Consider the following 18,869-nt stretch of genomic DNA (forward strand, 5'->3'; position numbering starts at 1 on the left):
TTATTCACTGAGGTAACCACTCCTGGTCAATTGGGCGGACACGAGGGCCATCTGCTCATCATCTGCTGGGAGCAGCGGCATTCGCGTACCGCGGTTGTCAAGTATTCCTTGGGCCTGTAGTGCGGCCTTGGCCGAGATGACTCCCGGCATGTGATTCATGAGCGCGTCGACCATGTCTGCCGTTTCATGGGCAATCGCGCGGGCGGTGGTGAGGTCGTTGTTCGCCACGGCGTCGACCATGTCAGCGAACCGCGGTGTGCAGACATGGCCGGCAACGGAGACGACGCCGAGGGCACCCAGAGCCAGCAGCGGAAGGTTGAGCGCGTCCTCACCCGAGTAGTAGACGAGGGAGCTGCGGTTCATCACCTGCGCCGAGGCGAAGAGGTCGCCCTTGGCGTCCTTGACCGCGAGGATGTTGGGGTGATCGGCCAACTCGAGGAGAGTCTCCGTCCGAATCGGCACGCCCGATCGTCCCGGGATGTCGTAGAGCATGACGGGAAGGTCGGTGGAGTCGGCGGCTGCGCGCATGTGGGCGGCAATGGCCGGCTGTGTCGGCTTCGAATAGTAGGGCGTGACGATGAGGATTCCATCCGCACCGGCCTCGGCCGAGCGCTTGGACAGATCGATGGTGTGCGAGGTGACGTTGTTGCCGGTACCCGCAATGATCTTCGCCCGGTTGCCGATGACACCGCGGACGACCTTGAGCAGTTCGATCTTCTCATCATCGGTCGTCGTCGGTGATTCGCCGGTGGTTCCGGACACCACGAGCATGTTGTTGCCGAGGTCGACAAGGTGGTTCGCAACCTTCTCCACGGCAGGATAATCAATGGTTCCGTCGTCCTTGAACGGCGTCACCATCGCCGTGCCGACCGTACCGAACGCATCAATTGCAGCGGCTGCTGCGTTGTCACCGAGAATCGCCATACGAAAAGGATACCGCGCACAGCTCATCACTGCGGCAGTGGCCATCCGCGCGCCACCAGTGCATTTCCCTATCGCCTCCTGTCACCCGTGGCCGCATGCCGCTCATCGGCGGCGTGCGCGACATTCAGCTTCGACCATACAAGGCGGCGAGGCCACGAGAGACAGATCACACCGACCGGGCTCTGACCTCTGCAACGGCCGCGGGGTTGCCAGTGGTGGCTGCGACGTTGCCAGCGGCAGCAGAGCGGGCGTCAGCGGTGGCTGCGGCGTTGCCAGCGGCAGCAGAGCCGGCGTCAGCGGGCTGCGGCCCTATCGTCGACGCCCAGCAGCCGGCCGGCGGTGAGTTCGAGGGATGCCGCGATCCGCTCGGACATCGCGGCACTGCGACCAGCGGCCACGCCGACATCGAAGCCGTCGATGACCGCGATGAGAGTGTCGACGATGAGATCCACATCGGCGTACGGCCGGAAGCTCCCGTCGTCGATGCCGATGGCGATCAGCGCCCGGAAGTGGGCACTCCATGTGTCGAAGATCGCGTCGACCGAGTCTCGCAGGTACTCGTTGCGGGGCGAGGCGGCGACGAGTTCGATCCACACCTGCGAGCGCCGCTGCAGGTCACCGATCCTCGGGACGGCGCGCAGACTCGACTGCAGCCTTTCCCACGCTGTCCCCTGCTCCTGCGTGAGACCCGCGATGGCGTCGACGACACTGCTGCTGTGGGTCGAGAAGGCGTGGACGAGCAGGGACTCCCGGGACCCGAAGTAGTACTGCAGAGTACCCACGGACAACTTGGCCGCCTCGGCGATGTCCTTCATCCGCACTGCTTCCGGACCGTGCAGGGCAATCTGGTCAAGGGCAGATTCGACGATGGCGCTGCGCCTGGACGCGACCTCTGTCGCGGAGTGCTGAGGGCGTGGGCTCACGAGAATGCCGATCTACCGATGCTCACGAGACTGCGGCCAGACTGCTCGCGGCCTGCAGCCCTTCGAAGACCGCCTCCTCCACCGTCCGCGGTGCCACGGCATCCCCGATGGTGGCAACGCTCGCGGACCCGAAATCGAGATCTGGGATCACGGACTGCGGTGCCCCGGAGACGATAGTGGCTGCCACGCCTTCGACCTCGTGGACGATCTCGCACAGCGTCGACTGCAGGTAGCCGGTCGACGCATCGACTCCGACGAGGCGGGCGTCGTTGAGGAAGTCGACTCCTGCCCGCAGAGCCTGGGACATGAGCAGTGTGCGTGTGTACTGCTGGATTGCGGCTCCGGCGAAGTTCGCCGCGGTCGCCAGTGTCACCGGCACACGGGCCTCGGCCAGACGCAGGGCGATGCCCAGGCCGATCCAGTCGCCCTTCCAATCCGTGACGAGCACACGGCCTGCAGGCAGACTCGGCTGGGTGCTCAGATAGCCGCGGGCACCGATGACGAGCGCCTCATCGTCGACCTCGAGGTGCGGCATACGCTCCTTGGCACCCGTCGCGACGATCACGTGATCGGGTGCAACCTCGGCGAGAATCTGCTGGGTCACCGGCGTCGACATTCGAATGTCGACTCCCGCGCGTCGTGCCTCGGCGCTCAGGTTCGTCGCCGCTCCCCCGAATTCGGACCGATAGGGCAGCTCCTGTGCCAGCAGCACGGCCCCGCCGAGGTGGGGCTCGCGTTCACAGAGGACGACGTCATCGCCCTGTTCGGCTGCCACCGCTGCCGCCTTGAGTCCGGCGGGGCCTCCCCCGATGACGAGCACGCGACGTCGGGTTCTCACCATGGGCCGAGGCAGGAACGTCAGCTCCCGACCTGATTCGGGGTATTGGATGCAGGAGATGGGCACGCCCATCTGGAAGTGCCCGATGCAGGCCTGGTTGCAGCCGATGCAGGCTCGGATCTCGTCCACGGCGTCGTGTTGGGCCTTGTTGGCGATCGCCGGGTCGCAGATCATCGCCCGGGTCATGATCGCCATGTCGGTGCGGCCTTCGGCGATGGCCTTCTCTGCTTCGTGGGGCTGGTTGATCCGTCCGGCGACCATGACCGGTCGGTCGGTGATCTTCTTGACCTGTTCGGACAGGGTCGCGGCATAGCCCGGGTCGATCTGCATCGAGGGGACGATGTGCACCGCTCCCTGCAGGGTCGAGGAGTCTCCGGCGGTGATCGAGAAGTAGTCGAGGCAGTCCACCTGCTCGCCGGAGCCTGACCCATCCGCGACCTTCATCGCGTCGAGGTGGCCGATGAGGTCGAGCACCTCGGTGGCGACCAGACCGCCCTCGGTCTTCTCCTCTCCCGAGATCCTCAGGCCCACCACGACGTCTGGGCCCACCGCTTCGCGAACCCCGGCGACCACCTCGGCGAGGAAACGACGACGATTGGCTGGGCTGCCGCCGTACTCATCGGCGCGGGTGTTCACTCGCGGGTTGAAGAACTGAATGGGCAGGTACCCATGGCTGGCCACGATCTCGACGCCGTCGATGCCGGAGTCGGCGATGCGCTTCGCAGCACTGGCATACCCGGCGATGATGTCCTTGATCGCGGAGGTGCTCAACGCCTCGGGGACGACCTTGAACCTCTCCTGCGGTTCGTCACTGGGAGCCACAGCGCGAGGGGCCATGCCGCGCTCGCCGTCCATCACCTCACGGCCCGGGTGGAAGAGCTGAGCGAAGATCGTGGCACCGTGACGGTGGACCGCCTCGGCGACGGCCCGGTATCCGGGCACCGAGGAATCGTCGGTGGCCATGAGCACATGGTTCGTATAGCGGGCGGTTTCGTGGACGCCGGAGACCTGGAGGACGATGAGTCCGCAGCCGCCCCTGGCCCGCTCTTCGTGATAGGCGACAAGATCGTCGCCGATCATCCCGTGGTCATCGAGTACGGTGTCGTGGCCCGAGGACACGATGCGGTTGCGGATGGTCTTCGCACCCAGCGTGATGGGTTCGAAGAGGTGAGGGAACAGTGAAGACATGATCGGCCTTGATACATGTGGGGGTGGATCCTGACACGTAATTCATATCACGGTATTAATAACGATGGAAGGCCCAAGTGTGTGGTTCAGAACACCCAAGTGCTCGACTCAGTACAACCGGGATGGACCAGACCATGTGAGAATCGAGGCATGAGCACTCACCGCTCCCCCACCTCGGCGACTGATGGCAGTACAACGGTCCGTGATCGCCTGAGCCCCGCCGGCCGACTCATCGGCCTCGACGCCGCTCGCGGAATCGCCCTGTTCGCGATGATGGTCACGCACATCTTTGCCTTGTCCGGTCCCGAGGGCCTCCCGACCTGGGCCGCCGTGTTCGCGGGGCGTGCCTCGGCACTGTTCGCGGTCCTGGCCGGCTGTTCGCTGGTGCTCTCGACTCGGTCGCGGATGGCAGCTTCGGGGCGTCTGCGCGATGCCGTGCCCAGTGTGCTCATCCGGGCGGGAGCGATCGTCATAATCGGACTGTGCCTGGGGTCGATCTCGTCGCTGCTGGCTGTCATCCTCGTCAACTACGGGGTCATGTTCGCGATTGCGATGCTGTTTCTGCGCCTGCGCGCCAGCACACTCTTCGTCATCGCCGGTGCCTGGATGGTCCTCAGCCCCGTTCTCTCGATGCTCATCCGCAGTGAATTCGGCCTGGAGCCGATGTATTCACCGATGTCATGGTTCGACTTCGCGACCCCTGGGACCATGCTCCACGACCTGGTGCTCACCGGCTATTACCCGATTCTGCAGTGGCTGTCCTACATCCTGTTGGGGATGGCGGTCGCGAAGGTCGACATCGCCAAGCACCTCATGTCCCTCTTCGCCGCGGGTCTGGGGCTGTTTCTCGTCGGCAAGGGAGTCTCTTGGCTGCTCATCAACGTCGCTGGAGGCGGTCCTGTGCTGGTTCGGGTGTCCGAGCTGTATGGGACCGATCTCAATGCGGCGCTGTTCACCGGCAGCTATGGGGTGACGCCGACGACGTCGTGGTGGTGGCTGGCGATCGCGGGCCCGCACTCAGGCACGCCCTTCGACCTGCTGTCCACGGCAGGGACCGCGCTGACGACCATCGTCATCTGTCAGTCGCTGGTGATGCTGCTGGGGCGCAGCACCTGGGTGCTGGCGCCGCTGACGGCTCCCGGCTCAATGCCCTTGAGCGTGTACCCCGCCCATGTCGTCCTGCTCGAGATCACTCGCCCCTGGATCGAGGCCAATCCGATGCTCGGAGGTGAGGCGATGTCGCCGCAGACCGTCGAGTTCGGTCTGCATGCTCTCGTGTTCATCGGCTTCGCCCTGATGTGGAAGCTGGCGATCGGTGCCCATGGCCCGCTTGAGGGTGGAGTCGCGGCGATCATCCGATCCGCGTCGCCGGTTCCAGGACCTGGGCCGGCTAGGAATTCTGCTTCTCACCCGCCCGATGCATAGTGACAGCCTTGCGCATCGTTGATCTGGCGCGCTTGCGATCTCCGCACGCATCGTAGGCACAGGAGAGGCGGAACCATGAGCGCCAGTCCTCGGGTGCCGCCTCTGCCTCGGCCTGGTACTGGCCGAAGGCTTCGTCGGCGGATTCGCGGATGATCCTCCCGCCTGGAGTTCGCGAAAGATCATCGACGGGCAGTCCTCCCTCTGATTTGAGGATGCGCGCCAGCTTCTCGGTCCGTGCACCGAACGTGAGTTCAACGATCAGCGTCCAGGCCCCGACGAGCGGCAGGACGAAAAGGGCAATGCCCATCAGTCGTGGAATCAGATCGGGTTCCCTGATCAGAACCCATGCTCGATGCCCCATGAGGACGAAGTAGAAGACGAGCACCACTGAGACGACGATCGCCCCGATTTTACCTTTGGACATCAGAGGTCGAGCATATTCTCGAGGCCGTGCAGAAGGCCGGTGTAGTCGGAGATCGACCGCACTGCGGTGACGATTCCCGGCATGAACGCCGAGGTGGAATGTGAGTCCGTCCGGATCGTCAGGGCCTCGCCGCTGGAACCGAAGTGGATCTCCTCCGAGGCTGTCATGCCCTGCTGCCGGATCGCGTGCACGTGGATGCCGTCGACGACTGCGCCGCGAGCACCGTTGGGATCGATTTCGGTGGCGTCGGGTACCGGAGGCAGGCCGGCATCGTTCCGGGCTGCCGCGATTCGCTGCGCAGTGTGGTTGGCCGTTCCCGACGGAGCGTCGAGCTTGCGCGGGTGGTGGATCTCGACCACCTCGGCGGAGTCGAAGTACGGTGCGGCCAGTTCAGCGAAGCGCATGGCCAGGACCGCGCCGATCGAGAAGTTCGGGGCGATGAGCACGGCGGTGACCGCATGCTTGGCCAGGAGCTCTTCGAGACCGGACAGCTTCTCAGCGTCCCAGCCGGTCGTTCCGACCACGGTGTCGATGTCGTGCTCGACGAGGAAGCGCACGTTCGCCTCCGTCGAGGCGGGAACTGTGAGTTCGACCGCAACGTCGATGCTCTTCTCGAGCAGGCTCTCCAGCGAGTCGCTGCTGCCCAGTGTCGCAACGAGTTCGAGGCCCTCGGCCTCGGTGATGGCGTCGACAGCTTGGGCGCCCATGCGGCCCTGTGCTCCGATGACGGCTACCCGAATCGCATTCATAAGTTCGTAACTCCTTGCTCGACGATCTCCGCAGGCCAGTCTAACGACTCACGGCGCTGTCACCGTCATCAGGTGACGTGATCGGCAGCCGACGACCTGGGGCTCGTTGATCTCCGCGCAGGCGGGCGCACACCTCGGTGTCGAACCGGAACCCGTCGTAGAGAAGGCGCTCGCGTTCTCTGCCCTCGACTGTAAATCCTGCGCTCTTGGCGACTGCGCCCGATGCGGGATTGTCCACGCGGTATCCCAGTTCCAGGCGATAGACGTCGAGTTCGTCGTGGAGATGGTCGATGAGACTGCGCAATCCGGCCACGGCCAGTCCGTGACCGCGAACACTGAGATCGAGCCAGTAGGAGATCCAGGCCGTCGAATGGCGCTGCTCGATGGCTGTTGCCATGACATTGCCGACCGGAGTCAGGTCACCAGCCACGATTGCGTAGGCCGCAGCGGTCCCCTCGTCCTCAGCACTTCGGATCCTATCGAGCCACGCCTGCACACCTGCTGGTGAGCGGTCGTCGGGGATGTTGCTGAGGAGGTCGGTGTCGGCCCGGGCATAGATGTCGGCGAGAGCGTCCACATCATCGCGGTGCCAGCGTCTGAGGAATTCGGCCATGGCCCCAGCTTAACGAGGACTCGGGTGCAACCTGTCACGGTCGGCAGACCAGTCCCCGGACATGAAAACGGCGGCCCCGCCGAGATGGGTCGGAGCCGCCGTTTCAGGGTCTGTCAGGTTATCAGCCGAGCAGGAGTCCCTTGGTCTGAGTCACGGCGCGGTCGAAGCGTGCGCCCGCATCTGCCCAGTTAACGATGTTCCACCAGGCCTTGACGTAGTCAGGCTTGACGTTCTGATAGTCCAGGTAGAAGGCGTGCTCCCACATATCGAGCTGAAGAACCGGGGTTCCGCCGAGCTGGATGTCCGACTGCTGGTCCTTGAGCTGTTCGATGAAGAGGTTTCCACCGAGCTGATCGTAGACGAGCACGGCCCAGCCGGAGCCCTGAATCGTGGTGGCTGCCGTGGTGAAGTGCTCACGGAACTTGTCGAAGGAGCCGAACTGGTCGTCGATGGCCGCTGCGAGTTCGCCGGTGGGCTTGTCGCCGCCGTCTGGAGACATGTTGTTCCAGAAGATCGAGTGGTTGACGTGTCCGCCGAGGTTGAACGCGAGATCGCGGGTCAGCTTCGGCACGTTGGCGAGGTTTCCGCTTTCGCGGGCTTCTGCCAGCTGTTCAACAGCGGTGTTGGCACCCTTGACGTAGGTTGCGTGGTGCTTGTCGTGGTGCAGCTCCATGATGCGAGCCGAGATGTGCGGCTCAAGTGCGGAGTAGTCGTAGGGCAGTTCCGGAAGGACGTACTGCTCAGCCATGAAATTCCTCCTGAAGAGAATTGATGTCCGCCAGAGTCGGCGGCTTCATTTCGACCCTATAGCAGGGTCTCATCTCGAACAACACGGTAGCCGTGAGGACTATTCCAGATGACGCCAAGTGACCTCGGAAAAGATCGCGGCACCGCACGAAAGCATCCAGACGCCACATGAATGCATCCACACGAAATCACCCACCGTGTCAGGGCAGATTCCGCGAGATGAGCAGCCGCATGATGTCCGAGGTCCCCTCCTCGATCTCCTCCAGCTTGGCATCACGCATCCACTGTTCGACCGGATGTTCACGCGAATAGCCCCATCCGCCCAGGGTCTGGACTCCGGCCCAGGTGCAGAACATCGCGGTCTCTGAGGCACCCAGTTTGGCCATGGCCGCCGAGGCGGTGACCTTCTCCCGCTCCACGCCGTCACCGGCATCGATCATGCGGGCGGCGTTGAGGACCTGCAGCCAGGCGGCATCGATGCGCGCGGCCATGTCTGCCAGCCGGAAGGCCACGGACTGGTGTTCGATGATCGCTTTGCCGAACTGTGTGCGTTCACGCGCATAGTCGCGGGCGTATTCGTAGGCGGCTCTGGCTGTGCCCAGTGCTGCGGCGCCGAGGACCACACGGGAGATGTCGAAGGTGCGCATCAGCCCGTAGAAGCCCCGCCCCTCCTCGCCGAGGCGGTTGTGGGTCGGGACGAACACGTCGGAGAAGAAGATCTCCCGGCACACGATCGCCCGCTGGCCCATCTTCTTCATCGGTGCCCCGAACTCCATTCCCTCGGTTTCCCTGGGCAGGAGGAAGGCGGTGACCCCACGTGAGCGCTGCGCAGGATCGGTCTTGGCGAAGACGACATAGCCCTCGGCGAGTCCGGCGTTCGAGATCCAAGCCTTCTGTCCGTTGAGCAGGTAGCCGCCGTCAACAGCCTCTGCCCTGGTGGTGATCGAGGCGGAGTCGGATCCAGACCCCGGTTCGGTCGTCGCCAGCGCGGTGAACATCGGTTCCGGCCCGGTCAGAGGGCGCAGCCAGGTCTCCTTCTGCTCCTCTGTTCCCAGCGCCAGAATCGGATCGGCGAAGAAGCCGTTGGAGCACAGCAGGTTGCCGATGCCGGGGTCCCCGAAGCACAGCTGCTCTTGGACGAGGCATTGTGTGAAGACGTCGGTGAAGCCTCCGCCCCCGTACTCCTCGGGGATCATGAAGTCTGTGATGCCCACGCGTGCCGCCTCGCGGAACAACTCAACCGGGGACTCGGTGTCCGCTTCGTCGACGCCGGGGCCTGCGGGTCGGATCTTGTCCTTCGCAAAGGTCCGGCACAGTTCGATGATGTCGTTCTGCTCATCGGACAGCGGCCAGGGTGTGTAGCTCATGTCAGGTCCTTCTTCTCGTGCGAACTCTGTGTCGACTCGTGCGAACTCTGTGCCTGCCGGGCCGCACCCAGCATGTCCGTGGCCGCGCGGGAGTCCTCGGTCATGTGGATCAGGGTGGGTCCGGCGAAGTCCTCGGCCTCCTGCAGTGCCGTCGCCAGCTGCTCCTGGGTTTCGATGTGGAGACCACGAGCGCCCATCGACTCGGCCAGGGCCGGGAAATCGGGTCCCAGCAGTGCCACTCCCGCAGGGGTATCGCCGCGATCGGCCATCTCGTTGCGGATCTCCCCGTAGCCGCCGTTGTCGACGATGATGAGGGACATCGACACCTGGGCCTGCACAGCCGCGGCGAGTTCGGCGATCGTGAACATCGCTCCCCCGTCGCCCTCGATCGCCACGACCCTGGCCCCGGGCACGGCGAGTTTCGCACCGATCCCCGCGGGCAGGCTGTATCCCAGGGTTCCGGCGCCTGCCGGGTAGAGGAAGCGGTCTCCTCGGCGTGCCGCCCATCCGGTCTGCACTCCGTAATAGCAGCACATTGTGGAATCCGCGGCGACGATGACAGGTGAGGTCGCCGAGGTGGTGTAGTCGTTGAGTGCTCCGCACAGCTGTGCCCAGGGTGCGCCTTCGGTCTTGGCTGCGGCAGTGATCGTGTCCTGCCAGCCGCGCAGCCACTCGATTGCCGCCCGGGTGAGGCCAGTCGACCTGGTCTGGTGCAGCCGGTGCGTCAGCGCGATCGTTGCGTCCTTCGCGTCGGCTGGGATCGGGTGACTGACACGGGCGTTGCGCAGCATCTGCACCTCGTCGAGGTCGATGCGAACGACCGTGTGCGGCAGCGGCAACGGCTCGGGCCAGAAATCGCTGGGAGCCAGTTCCGTGCCGATGGCCACCACGGCATCAGCGGCACCGAGCACCTCCGGCAGCGCTTCGAGAACTCCGATGGCGCCGAGGTTGTTGACGAACTCATCGTCGATCGTTCCCTTCGCGTTCGAGGACAGGATGACCCCGGCCCCGAGTACCTGGGAGAGCTCTTCCACCTCCGCTCCGGCGCTGCGGGCCCCGGCCCCGACGATGAGAAGGGGACGCTGGGAGCTTGCCAGCGCCTCGGCGGCGGACCTGATCGCCGAGGGCTGCGGAGCCGGGTTGGGACGGGCCAGAGCCGGGTGCAGGCAACCGGGTCCGGTAGCTTCGATGAGGTCGAGTGGGATCTCGATGTAGGCGGGGCGGGATCGTCCGCTGCGCATGCGTGAGAGTGCCTGTCCGACCGCCAGGGACACCTCACCGGGGCTGGTCACCCGGTGGCTGTCGCCGAGGACGGCGTCGATGGCCTGGCTCTGGTTGCGCACCTCGTGGAGGAGTCCGTTGCCGCGTCCGGGATGGGTCAGGGGCATACCTGGGCTGATGAGCAGGACCGGGACCGAATCGGTGAAGGACTGCAGCAGCGCGGTCAGTGCATTGAACACCGCCGGTCCCGTCGTCGTAATGACGACCTGCACCTCGCCGGTGACGCGGGCCGCGCCGTCGGCCATGTATCCGGCTCCCTGTTCATGGCGCGGTGAGACGATGTCGATACCCTCGGCAGCCAGCTGTGCGAAGATCTCGAGATTGTGGGTCCCGGGGATCCCGTAGACCCGCGTGATTCCCTCGGCTCTCAGCGCCCGGGCCAGGTGCGCACCACCGGTGATCTCTGCCTGTTCCTCTGTCATCGTGACTCCTTGTCGGGGTTGTCGGTGCTGCTGTCGTTGTCGGGGTTGTCGCTGCCGCTGTCGTTGTCGGTGCTGCCATCGTTGTCGTCTCGGTTCGTGACGACGAGCGCGTCGACGGCCAATGCCCCATCCGGGGTCACGCGCACCGGGTTGATCTCGATCTCCTGGATCTCGTTGCTGCCGGCGATCAGACGGGAGACCGAGACGATGATCTCGGCCAGTTCGTCGAGGTCCGTCGCACGCCGACCCCGCCATCCTGTGAGCAGCCGGTAGCACGTGAGCCGGGAGACCATGTCCAGGGCCTCGGCATGCGAGACCGGCGCCAGCTCGAGCCAGGTGTCGCCGTAGAGCTCCGTCTCGGTTCCTCCGGCTCCCACCATCACAATCGGCCCGAAGTTCTCGTCCTGGCGCCCGCCGACCAGGATCTCGACGGCCCCATCGCGGGTGTCCATCTCCTCAACGATGTACTCACCCTCGCCGAGGCGTCCCACCATCTTCACGTAGGCGTCTTCGAGGGCTGCGGCATCGGACAGGCCGAGGGCGATCGCCCCGAGTTCGGTCTTGTGTGCGGGCCAAGAGGCCTTGAGTACGAACGGCGGTGTCAGGTCCGAGCCGGCCACCACCTCGGCGAGTTCGGCTCCGCGACTCAGCGTCAGGGCCCGCGGCACCGGCACCCCGGCCGCGCTGATCGTGTCACGGGCCGCACCGTACCCGGTACCCCAGGGCGTGACCGGACCCGACCGCTCCAGGGCCTCGGTGATGCGCCCGGAATGAGAGGCGTAGAACCCGGCTCCGGCAACGACGCGCATGACCGATTCGATCGAGGTGTAGACGGGTATCGAGTTCTCCCACAAGGCTGCGACGGCCGGCGAATCGGCACTCATCGAGTGGACGATGAGAGGCTTGCGATGACCGCGCACGGTCTCACCCATCCTGCCCACCTCGGCCAGCTCCGCATCGAGGAGAGCAGGAATGTCCTCGCCGTAGCAGCCGAAGTATCCGCTCAGGATGACCGCGTCGATGGCCTCATCGGCCAGGAGCGCATCGACGAGGCGCGAGTGCACGGACAGGTCAGCCTCCCCGGCCCCATCGAGGTCGATCGGATTGTCGATGTGACCGGCCTGCGGCAGGATCTCTGCGACCCGGGTGCGTGTGAGGGCGTCAAGGACGTGAACGCGCAGACCGTGGGACTCGGCTCGGTCTGCGGCGATCGCGCCCTGCCCGCCCGAGTCGGAAATGACGGCGATCCTCCTCCCCGTAGGCAACCAGGACGTGGCGAGGAAACCGGCCAGCTCAACGGCCTCACCGGGTGTCGAGAGTCGGATTGCACCGGCGGCGCGGCAGGCGGCATCGACCGTGTCCATCGCCGAGGTGAGCGATCCGGTGTGAGATCGCGCGAGCCTTGCACCGGCGTCCGATTGGCCCGTGGTGAGGATCATCGTGGGCTTGCCCGCCGCACGCAGTGCCTGCATCGCCGACACCAGGGCGCTGCCGCCGGTGAAGGACTCGAGGTAGAGCACGACCTGCGTGGTGGCGGCATCGTCGACCAGGGAGGACAGGATCTCTGCTGCCCGGACGTCGGACTGTCCGCCGATGGAGGCGAAGCGTGAGATCCCGAGGCCGCTGCGTGCGGAGAGGGTGGCGATCTCTGTTCCCAGTTGGCCGCTCTGCGTCACCACGGCCAGGGATCCGGGGGTGAAGTTGCCCCAGGCCAGAAGCAGATCATTGCTCGCATCGACGACGCCCAAGGACGAAGGACCGATGAGGCGGGCACCTGCGGAGATGATTCGCTGCGCCACCTCAGCGGCCCCGGGCACCCTGGCCGAGATGATGAGGAAGGCTCGCACTCCTGCGGCCAAAGCATCATCGACGACGGCCGGGACCCCGTTGCCCGGGATCGAGATGACAAGGAGCTCCGGTGTCTCAGGCAGCTCAGCGAGGCTGGAGTAGGTGGGCTCACCCTGGATCGAGGCGACTCGTGAGTTGATGAGGTGGACCCGGCGGCGGTGGGTTCCCTTCAACGCTCCCGCGGAGAGCCAGAATCCCCATTTGGCTGGGTCGTTCGAGGCTCCGAGGACGGCGACGCTGCCGGGGTCGAAGAACCGGTCCATGGTTCTAACGCTCTGCCTTCGCTGCGGCCATCTGATCAGGCTGGGCCCGGAGGGCTTCGAGGTTCGCATCCACCCGGGACTGTGCCGCCTGCCGGGGCGTGATTCCCAAACGGCCGGCCTCGCCCAGCACTTGTGTCGTGAGTTCGCGCAGAGTCTCGATGACCAGGGACCTGCTGTCGTCCCAGCTGCCGTCGACATCGCCGAACGTCACCCACCACCACCACGCATTCGTCGCGGAGTTCGCGAGGAAGTCGGGAACAACCGTGACCCCTCGGGCCTGCAGGTGCTCTTCCGCATCGGGCAGCACGGGCATGTTCGCGGCCTCGACGATGAGCCCGGCGGTGATGGTCTCGCAGTTCTCACGCGTGATCGCGTAGCTGACTGCCGCAGGGACGAGCACATCGCAGTCAGCGGCCAGCCAGTCTCCGCGGTCACCGTCCAGATCGTCGGGACGAAGTGCGGCTCGGTCGATGCCGCCGAAGGGATCGCGTGTGTCCAGTAGGGCCTCGACGTCGAGTCCGGCCGGGTTGGACACGAACCCGTCGGCATCGGCGATGCCGACGATGCGCACTCCCGCCTCGGCGAGGAATCGGGCGCTCGTCCCACCCATCGATCCGAATCCTTGGATCACTGCGCTCGAGTCGGCCGGGTCTCTCCCCGCAGATTCGAGTGCAGCGATCGCCGAGGTGGCCACTCCCAGTCCGCCGACGAGCTCATCCTGAGCCAGACCGTCGACGATCGTTGAGAAGGCGGTGGCCGTCCGCGCCCTGGCCGCTTCCGGATCGGTCAGCAGCTTCTCCACGGCCGACAGGCCACTGCCGAGCCCACGCTTGGCAAGGATGTCGTCGATATCCCTCTGGCGTACGCCCAGGTCCTCGCCGAGGGCCCAATAGGCGCCCATGATCGGGTTCACGGCGACGAGGAACCTCTCGAGGATGTCAGTGGCTCCGGGGGCACGTGGGTCGAAGTCGATGCCGCCCTTCGCACCGCCGACGGGAACGTAGTGCCGACCCGGCCGCAGATGGATCGCTTCCTTGCGCGTCATCCCCTGAGCCAGCCCCCGCACCTCCTCGAGAGTGCATCCCTGACGCATTCTCAGCCCGCCCGAGGCTGTTCCCCTCACCAGCGTGTCGATGACGACGAATCCGTGTGCTCCGGTGATCGGATCCTGCCAGGTGATGTCCATGAACATGTCGCTCCCAAGGGTTTTACTGAATCGCTGTTCAGTTAGGTTCAGACCACCAGTCTGACCGTCGGAGGACTGCCGCGTCAAGAGCGTCTGGGCGAGAGTTCCGGACTCATTCCAATTCGCGTGCGACGAAGTCATCGACCCAACTGGACAGGGTCTTAGGCGACACAGATTCGGGGTTGAAGATGAGCTGGACTGCGAGCCCGTCGAGGTACGCGAGGATCCTTGTGGCGCAGCCATCGGCCATCTCTGCGACGGTGGTGCCTGTGGGCCCGTTCGCGGACGCTCCCGTGGCCATTCGGACGTGGCTGAATCGGAATTCCTTCGCCTCGAGCCCCGCGACGATGAGCTCGGACAGTATTGTCTTCCACTCTCGGTCGAGGGTGGAGAACGTCGACCTCATCCCATCATCGAAGAGTGCGGCAGACCACCCGTCGATCCAGATCTTCCAGCTCCTCGTCGAGTCTGTCGGCATGTACCACTGGACGACGTCTCTGAGCCGCTGCGATGCTGGCTTCTGCGTCGCGGCGAGTCGACGCGCGCGATAGAGGTCGTTCTCCCCGGCGTGTGCGAAGGCTGCGGCGACGAGTGCTTCCTTCGTCACGAAGTGGTAGATGACCAGGCTCGGGCTCAGCCCCAGCCGTGCGGCGACATCGGCGACCCGGAGGGTGCGCAGGCCGGTGCTCTCGATTTCCTCCACGGTCGCAGCCAGGATCTCCTCCCGACGCACCGATGCTCTCTTTCGCGGCATGAACCTCTCCCCCACACAGACAGAAATGGCTGTACAACATGAATCTTGTTGTACGGCCATTCTAGATGCTCACGGTTCGGAGCCTGCGGGCATCGCCTCAGGCCAGCGTCATCTCAACCTCAGCGCAGGACGACGTCAGCCTGTGGTCCCACGAGGGACAGCGACCTCGGGCGTCCCATGAGGTCTCCTGCCATCGTCGACACCTGCTCAGCCGTGACCGAGCGGACGCGTTCGATGAGGTCGAGCGGAGATTCGAGTGGGATTCCGAAGATCTCCGATCGGGCCAGTCGATTCATCCGTGCGGCCGAGGACTCGAGTCCGAGGACCATCGAACCCGAGAGCTGGGAGACGATCGCGTCCAGCTCGGTGCGACTTGGCACCTCCTGCGCCAGACGGTTCCATTCGGCCAGTGCCAGGTCGACGACGGCCTGCCCGTTCTCGGGTGTGCAGCCGGCGTAGATGCCGAACGTTCCGAAGTCGGTGAACTGGCTTGCCACGCAGTTGACGGCGTAGGCGAGACCGCGTTCTTCTCGCACGCTCTGGAAGAGTCGGGAGGACATTCCTCCGCCGAGCATCGTCAGCAGCACAGAATAGACGAAGCGATCCGGATGGCCCTCTTCGAGACCCTCGCAGCCGAGCAGGATTCCCAGCTGTTCGGTGTCCTTGACCGTGTGTGAGCGACCCGAGTGGAACGTCGGCACCTCACGTGCGCCGCGGCCGGACACCCGGCCTGCTGTCGCAGCGGGGCTGTCCCAGGTGTGGGAGCCGGCCTGTGAACCGACACCGGCCTGAGCCAATGCGTCATCGACCATGCCCAGGACTTCGTCGTGGGTGGCACCGCCGGCGGCGGCGATGACCAGACGCGGGGGAACATAGGTCGTGGAATGGTGGTCCAGGAGTGTGTGATGGCCCAGCACGCGGATCTGGTCCTTCGTCGCGCCGACCGGACGTGCCAATGGGTGGTCGCCGAAGATGAGCTCGTCGAAGTCATCGAAGAGGACGTCGCCGGGATCGTCAGCGGACATCGCCAACTCTTCGATGATGACGCCGCGTTCGCGTTCGAACTCCTCGGCGTCCAGGTTCGAGTTCGAGACCATGTCGACGAGCACCGAGGTGATGTCCGACAGGTCCGTGACCAGGCAGCGCGAGTAGTAGCAGGTGAGTTCCTTGGCCGTGATGGCGTTGGAGTCTCCCCCGGTCCGGTCGAAGGCTGCCGCGATTGTCTTCGCGTCCTTCGTCGGCGTTCCCTTGAAGAGCATGTGTTCGAGGAAATGGGTCGATCCGGCGGTCTCGGTCGATTCGTCGCGCGAACCTGCCGCGACCCAGATGCCGATGGTCTCCGAGGCCAGCCCGGGCATGTGTTCGGTGGTCACTGTCAAACCACCGGGGAGGACAGACCGATCGATTCGGCTGCCCTCCCCGGTGTGAGAATCTTTGAGTATCAGTTGTCTGATTCCTCTTCTTCTGCTTCTTCGTCATCGTCGCCGACAGGCGAGAGTGACAGCTTGCCGCGGTCGTCGATCTTCGTGATCTCGACCTGGACCTTCTGGCCGACTCCGACGACGTCTTCGACGTCCTCGACGCGCTTGCCATCGTTGAGCTTACGCAGCTCGGAGATGTGCAGCAGACCGTCCTTACCCGGTGTCAGCGAGACGAATGCGCCGAAGCTCATCGTCTTCACCACGGTACCGAGGTAACGTTCGCCGACCTCGGGCACCTGCGGGTTGGCAATGGCGTTGATCATCGAGCGGGCGGCCTCTGCGGCTGCTCCGTCGGTGGCACCGATGAGGACGGTTCCGTCGTCTTCGATGCTGATGTCAGCGCCGGTGTCTTCCTGCATCTGGTTGATCATCTTGCCCTTGGGTCCGATGACCTCACCGATCTTGTCGACCGGGATGTTCACCGAGATGATGCGCGGAGCAGTCGGAGCCATCTCTGCCGGAGCATCGATGGCCTCGGCGATGACGTCGAGGATGACCATGCGGGCTTCCTGCGCCTGCTTGAGGGCGGCACCGAGCACCGAGGCGGGAAGGCCGTCGAGCTTGGTGTCGAGCTGGATCGCAGTGATGAAGTCACGCGTACCGGCAACCTTGAAGTCCATGTCGCCGAAGGCGTCTTCGGCACCGAGGATGTCGGTCAGTGCCGCGTATGCGGTCTGGTCACCGGTGTCGGTAGAGATGACGTCGGAGACGAGTCCCATGGCGATGCCTGCGACGGGAGCCTGCAGCGGCACACCAGCCGAGAGCATGGCCAGAGTCGATGCGCAGACCGAACCCATCGAGGTCGAGCCGTTGGATCCGAGTGCCTCTGAGACTTCGCGGATGGCGTAGGGGAAGTCCTCGCGCTTGGGCAGAACCGGCACGAGTGCACGTTCAGCCAGTGCACCGTGTCCGATCTCGCGGCGCTTCGGGCTGCCCACACGACCGGTCTCTCCGACCGAGTAGGGCGGGAAGTTGTAGTGGTGCATGTAGCGCTTCGTGGTCACAGGCGACAGAGAGTCGATGTGCTGTTCGAGCTTGAGCATGTTCAGCGTGGTGACACCGAGGATCTGGGTCTCTCCGCGCTCGAAGATGGCCGAACCGTGAGCGCGTGGGATCACGTTGGTCTCGGCGGTCAGCGGACGGATGTCCTTGAGACCACGACCGTCGATGCGGATCTGCTCGGTGAGGATGCGCTTGCGCACGACCTGCTTGGTCAGGCCGTTGAGGGCCCCGGCGATTTCCTTCTCGCGGCCGGCGAAGCGTTCGCCGAGCTTGTCGAAGAGCTCAGACAGCAGAACTTCGCCTGCTGCTTCGCGTTCCTGCTTGTCAGCGATCTGGAAATTCTCGGTCTGCTTGGCTTCGGCGAGTTCGCGCACAGCCTCGTAGACGTCGTCCTGGTAGTCCTTGAAGACTGGGAATGCGACGGTGGGCTTGGCAGCACTGTCGGCCAGCTCCTGCTGCGCACGGCAGAGTTCGCTGATGAAGGGCTTCGCGGCTTCGAGTCCCTCGGCCACGACCTCTTCGGTCGGTGCTGTGGCACCGGTCTTGATGCGGTCGATGGCGTTGTCGGTGGCTTCTGCCTCGACCATCATGATGGCAACGTCGTCACCGACGACACGGCCGGCGACGACCATGTTGAAGACGGCGTCGTCGAGCTGCGAGTGGTTCGGGAAGGCAACCCACTGGTCGTCGATGAGTGCGATGCGCACGCCGCCGATGGGGCCGGAGAAGGGCAGTCCTGAGAGCTGAGTCGACATCGAGGCCGCGTTGATGGCCAGGGCATCGTAGATGTGGTCGGGGTGGATCGACATCACTGTGACGACGACCTGAACCTCGTTGCGCAGTCCCTTCACGAAGGAGGGGCGCAGAGGGCGGTCGATGAGGCGGCAGGTGAGGACCGCGTCGGTCGAGGGGCGTCCTTCACGGCGGAAGAACGAACCGGGGATGCGACCCGCGGCGTACATGCGCTCTTCGACGTCGACGGTCAGAGGGAAGAAGTCGAAGCCCTCACGGGGGTTCTTGCCCGCCGAGGTGGCCGAGAACAGCATGGTTTCGTCGTCGAGGTAGGCGACGGCAGAACCGGCGGCCTGCTGTGCAAGCCGTCCTGTTTCGAAGCGGATGGTGTGTGAACCGTAGCTGCCATTGTCAATGTGCGCTACGGCGGATTCAGGGTTGAGTCCCACGTATTCTCCTTGTTTGTAACCGGCACGCGGACACCTTCGAAGAATGAAGGCGAAAGAGGCCCGCGTCGATCCGGTGGATATTGGCTCGGACAACCCCATGGATCCAAGCCGGTCATCGATCGGGGCCCACGGAATCAGCATGCGCATGCGTGCTCTTCCGGAAGCCACTACCGAGGACCGAAACGTCCATGGCATGGTTGTCCACGTTGAAGTCTACCGCAGTTGCCCCTGTGAGCCATTGCCTCGCATTCCA

15 protein-coding genes are annotated in these 18,869 nt (G+C 64.7%); 1 reads left to right on the top strand and 14 read right to left on the bottom strand.

What is annotated here, in order from left to right:
• The 3 genes from dapA to PGC08_RS12795 all read right to left on the bottom strand — a co-directional run bounded on the left by dapA (position 1) and on the right by PGC08_RS12795 (position 3,873).
• Entirely contained in the window at positions 1-924 is a 924-nt protein-coding gene (dapA, locus tag PGC08_RS12785; RefSeq protein ID WP_271708561.1) for a 4-hydroxy-tetrahydrodipicolinate synthase, read from the bottom strand.
• A 293-nt stretch (positions 925-1,217) separates the two neighbouring features.
• The gene (locus PGC08_RS12790) at positions 1,218-1,847 is read right to left on the bottom strand and encodes a TetR/AcrR family transcriptional regulator (RefSeq protein ID WP_271708562.1); all 630 of its coding nucleotides are present in this window, start codon (positions 1,845-1,847) and stop codon (positions 1,218-1,220) included.
• 22 nt (positions 1,848-1,869) lie between these two features.
• The gene (locus tag PGC08_RS12795; RefSeq protein WP_271708563.1) at positions 1,870-3,873 is read right to left on the bottom strand and encodes an oxidoreductase; all 2,004 of its coding nucleotides are present in this window, start codon (positions 3,871-3,873) and stop codon (positions 1,870-1,872) included.
• 150 nt (positions 3,874-4,023) lie between these two features.
• Between PGC08_RS12795 and PGC08_RS12800 the strand changes: the two genes are divergently transcribed.
• Complete coding sequence (locus tag PGC08_RS12800; protein WP_009882974.1) at positions 4,024-5,298, top strand: heparan-alpha-glucosaminide N-acetyltransferase domain-containing protein; 1,275 nt, start codon at positions 4,024-4,026, stop codon at positions 5,296-5,298.
• Here PGC08_RS12800 and PGC08_RS12805 read toward each other — a convergent pair.
• The 11 genes from PGC08_RS12805 to PGC08_RS12855 all read right to left on the bottom strand — a co-directional run bounded on the left by PGC08_RS12805 (position 5,264) and on the right by PGC08_RS12855 (position 18,616).
• Positions 5,264-5,722 carry a tetratricopeptide repeat protein gene (locus tag PGC08_RS12805; RefSeq protein ID WP_009882976.1) on the bottom strand — a complete coding sequence of 153 codons (459 nt, stop codon included), beginning with the start codon at positions 5,720-5,722 and terminating at the stop codon, positions 5,264-5,266. The two genes, PGC08_RS12800 and PGC08_RS12805, sit on opposite strands and share 35 nt — an antisense overlap.
• Positions 5,722-6,471: a 4-hydroxy-tetrahydrodipicolinate reductase gene (gene dapB / locus PGC08_RS12810; protein WP_009882978.1), complete on the bottom strand. Its 750-nt coding sequence runs from the start codon at positions 6,469-6,471 to the stop codon at positions 5,722-5,724. Before dapB ends, PGC08_RS12805 begins: the two co-directional genes overlap by 1 nt.
• A 40-nt stretch (positions 6,472-6,511) precedes the next feature.
• Positions 6,512-7,084, bottom strand: a complete 573-nt coding sequence (locus PGC08_RS12815) for a GNAT family N-acetyltransferase (RefSeq protein WP_009882979.1) — start codon at positions 7,082-7,084, stop codon at positions 6,512-6,514.
• 121 nt (positions 7,085-7,205) lie between these two features.
• A complete protein-coding gene (locus PGC08_RS12820) occupies positions 7,206-7,832 on the bottom strand; it encodes a superoxide dismutase (RefSeq protein WP_009882980.1) in 627 nt (208 codons plus the stop codon).
• A gap of 199 nt (positions 7,833-8,031) precedes the next feature.
• Positions 8,032-9,198, bottom strand: coding sequence for an acyl-CoA dehydrogenase family protein (locus tag PGC08_RS12825; RefSeq protein WP_009882982.1), 1,167 nt, complete (start codon positions 9,196-9,198; stop codon positions 8,032-8,034).
• Positions 9,195-10,901 (bottom strand): thiamine pyrophosphate-binding protein, encoded by a 1,707-nt coding sequence (locus PGC08_RS12830; protein ID WP_009882983.1) that lies wholly within the window; start codon positions 10,899-10,901, stop codon positions 9,195-9,197. The genes PGC08_RS12825 and PGC08_RS12830 overlap by 4 nt, the downstream gene beginning before the upstream one ends.
• Positions 10,898-13,012, bottom strand: coding sequence for an acetate--CoA ligase family protein (locus PGC08_RS12835; RefSeq protein ID WP_096145833.1), 2,115 nt, complete (start codon positions 13,010-13,012; stop codon positions 10,898-10,900). The genes PGC08_RS12830 and PGC08_RS12835 overlap by 4 nt, the downstream gene beginning before the upstream one ends.
• A 4-nt stretch (positions 13,013-13,016) precedes the next feature.
• On the bottom strand, positions 13,017-14,204 hold the full coding sequence (locus PGC08_RS12840) for a glutamate dehydrogenase (RefSeq protein WP_096145834.1): 1,188 nt from the start codon (positions 14,202-14,204) through the stop codon (positions 13,017-13,019).
• A 106-nt stretch (positions 14,205-14,310) separates the two neighbouring features.
• On the bottom strand, positions 14,311-14,952 hold the full coding sequence (locus tag PGC08_RS12845) for a TetR family transcriptional regulator C-terminal domain-containing protein (protein WP_035278659.1): 642 nt from the start codon (positions 14,950-14,952) through the stop codon (positions 14,311-14,313).
• Between the two features lie 119 nt (positions 14,953-15,071).
• On the bottom strand, positions 15,072-16,325 hold the full coding sequence (locus tag PGC08_RS12850; RefSeq protein ID WP_009882987.1) for a M16 family metallopeptidase: 1,254 nt from the start codon (positions 16,323-16,325) through the stop codon (positions 15,072-15,074).
• 68 nt (positions 16,326-16,393) lie between these two features.
• The gene (locus tag PGC08_RS12855) at positions 16,394-18,616 is read right to left on the bottom strand and encodes a polyribonucleotide nucleotidyltransferase (protein ID WP_271708564.1); all 2,223 of its coding nucleotides are present in this window, start codon (positions 18,614-18,616) and stop codon (positions 16,394-16,396) included.
• Between the last annotated feature and the right edge of the window lie 253 nt (positions 18,617-18,869).

Source organism: Brevibacterium sp. BDJS002, from assembly GCF_028201555.1.
Classification (GTDB): domain Bacteria; phylum Actinomycetota; class Actinomycetes; order Actinomycetales; family Brevibacteriaceae; genus Brevibacterium; species Brevibacterium aurantiacum.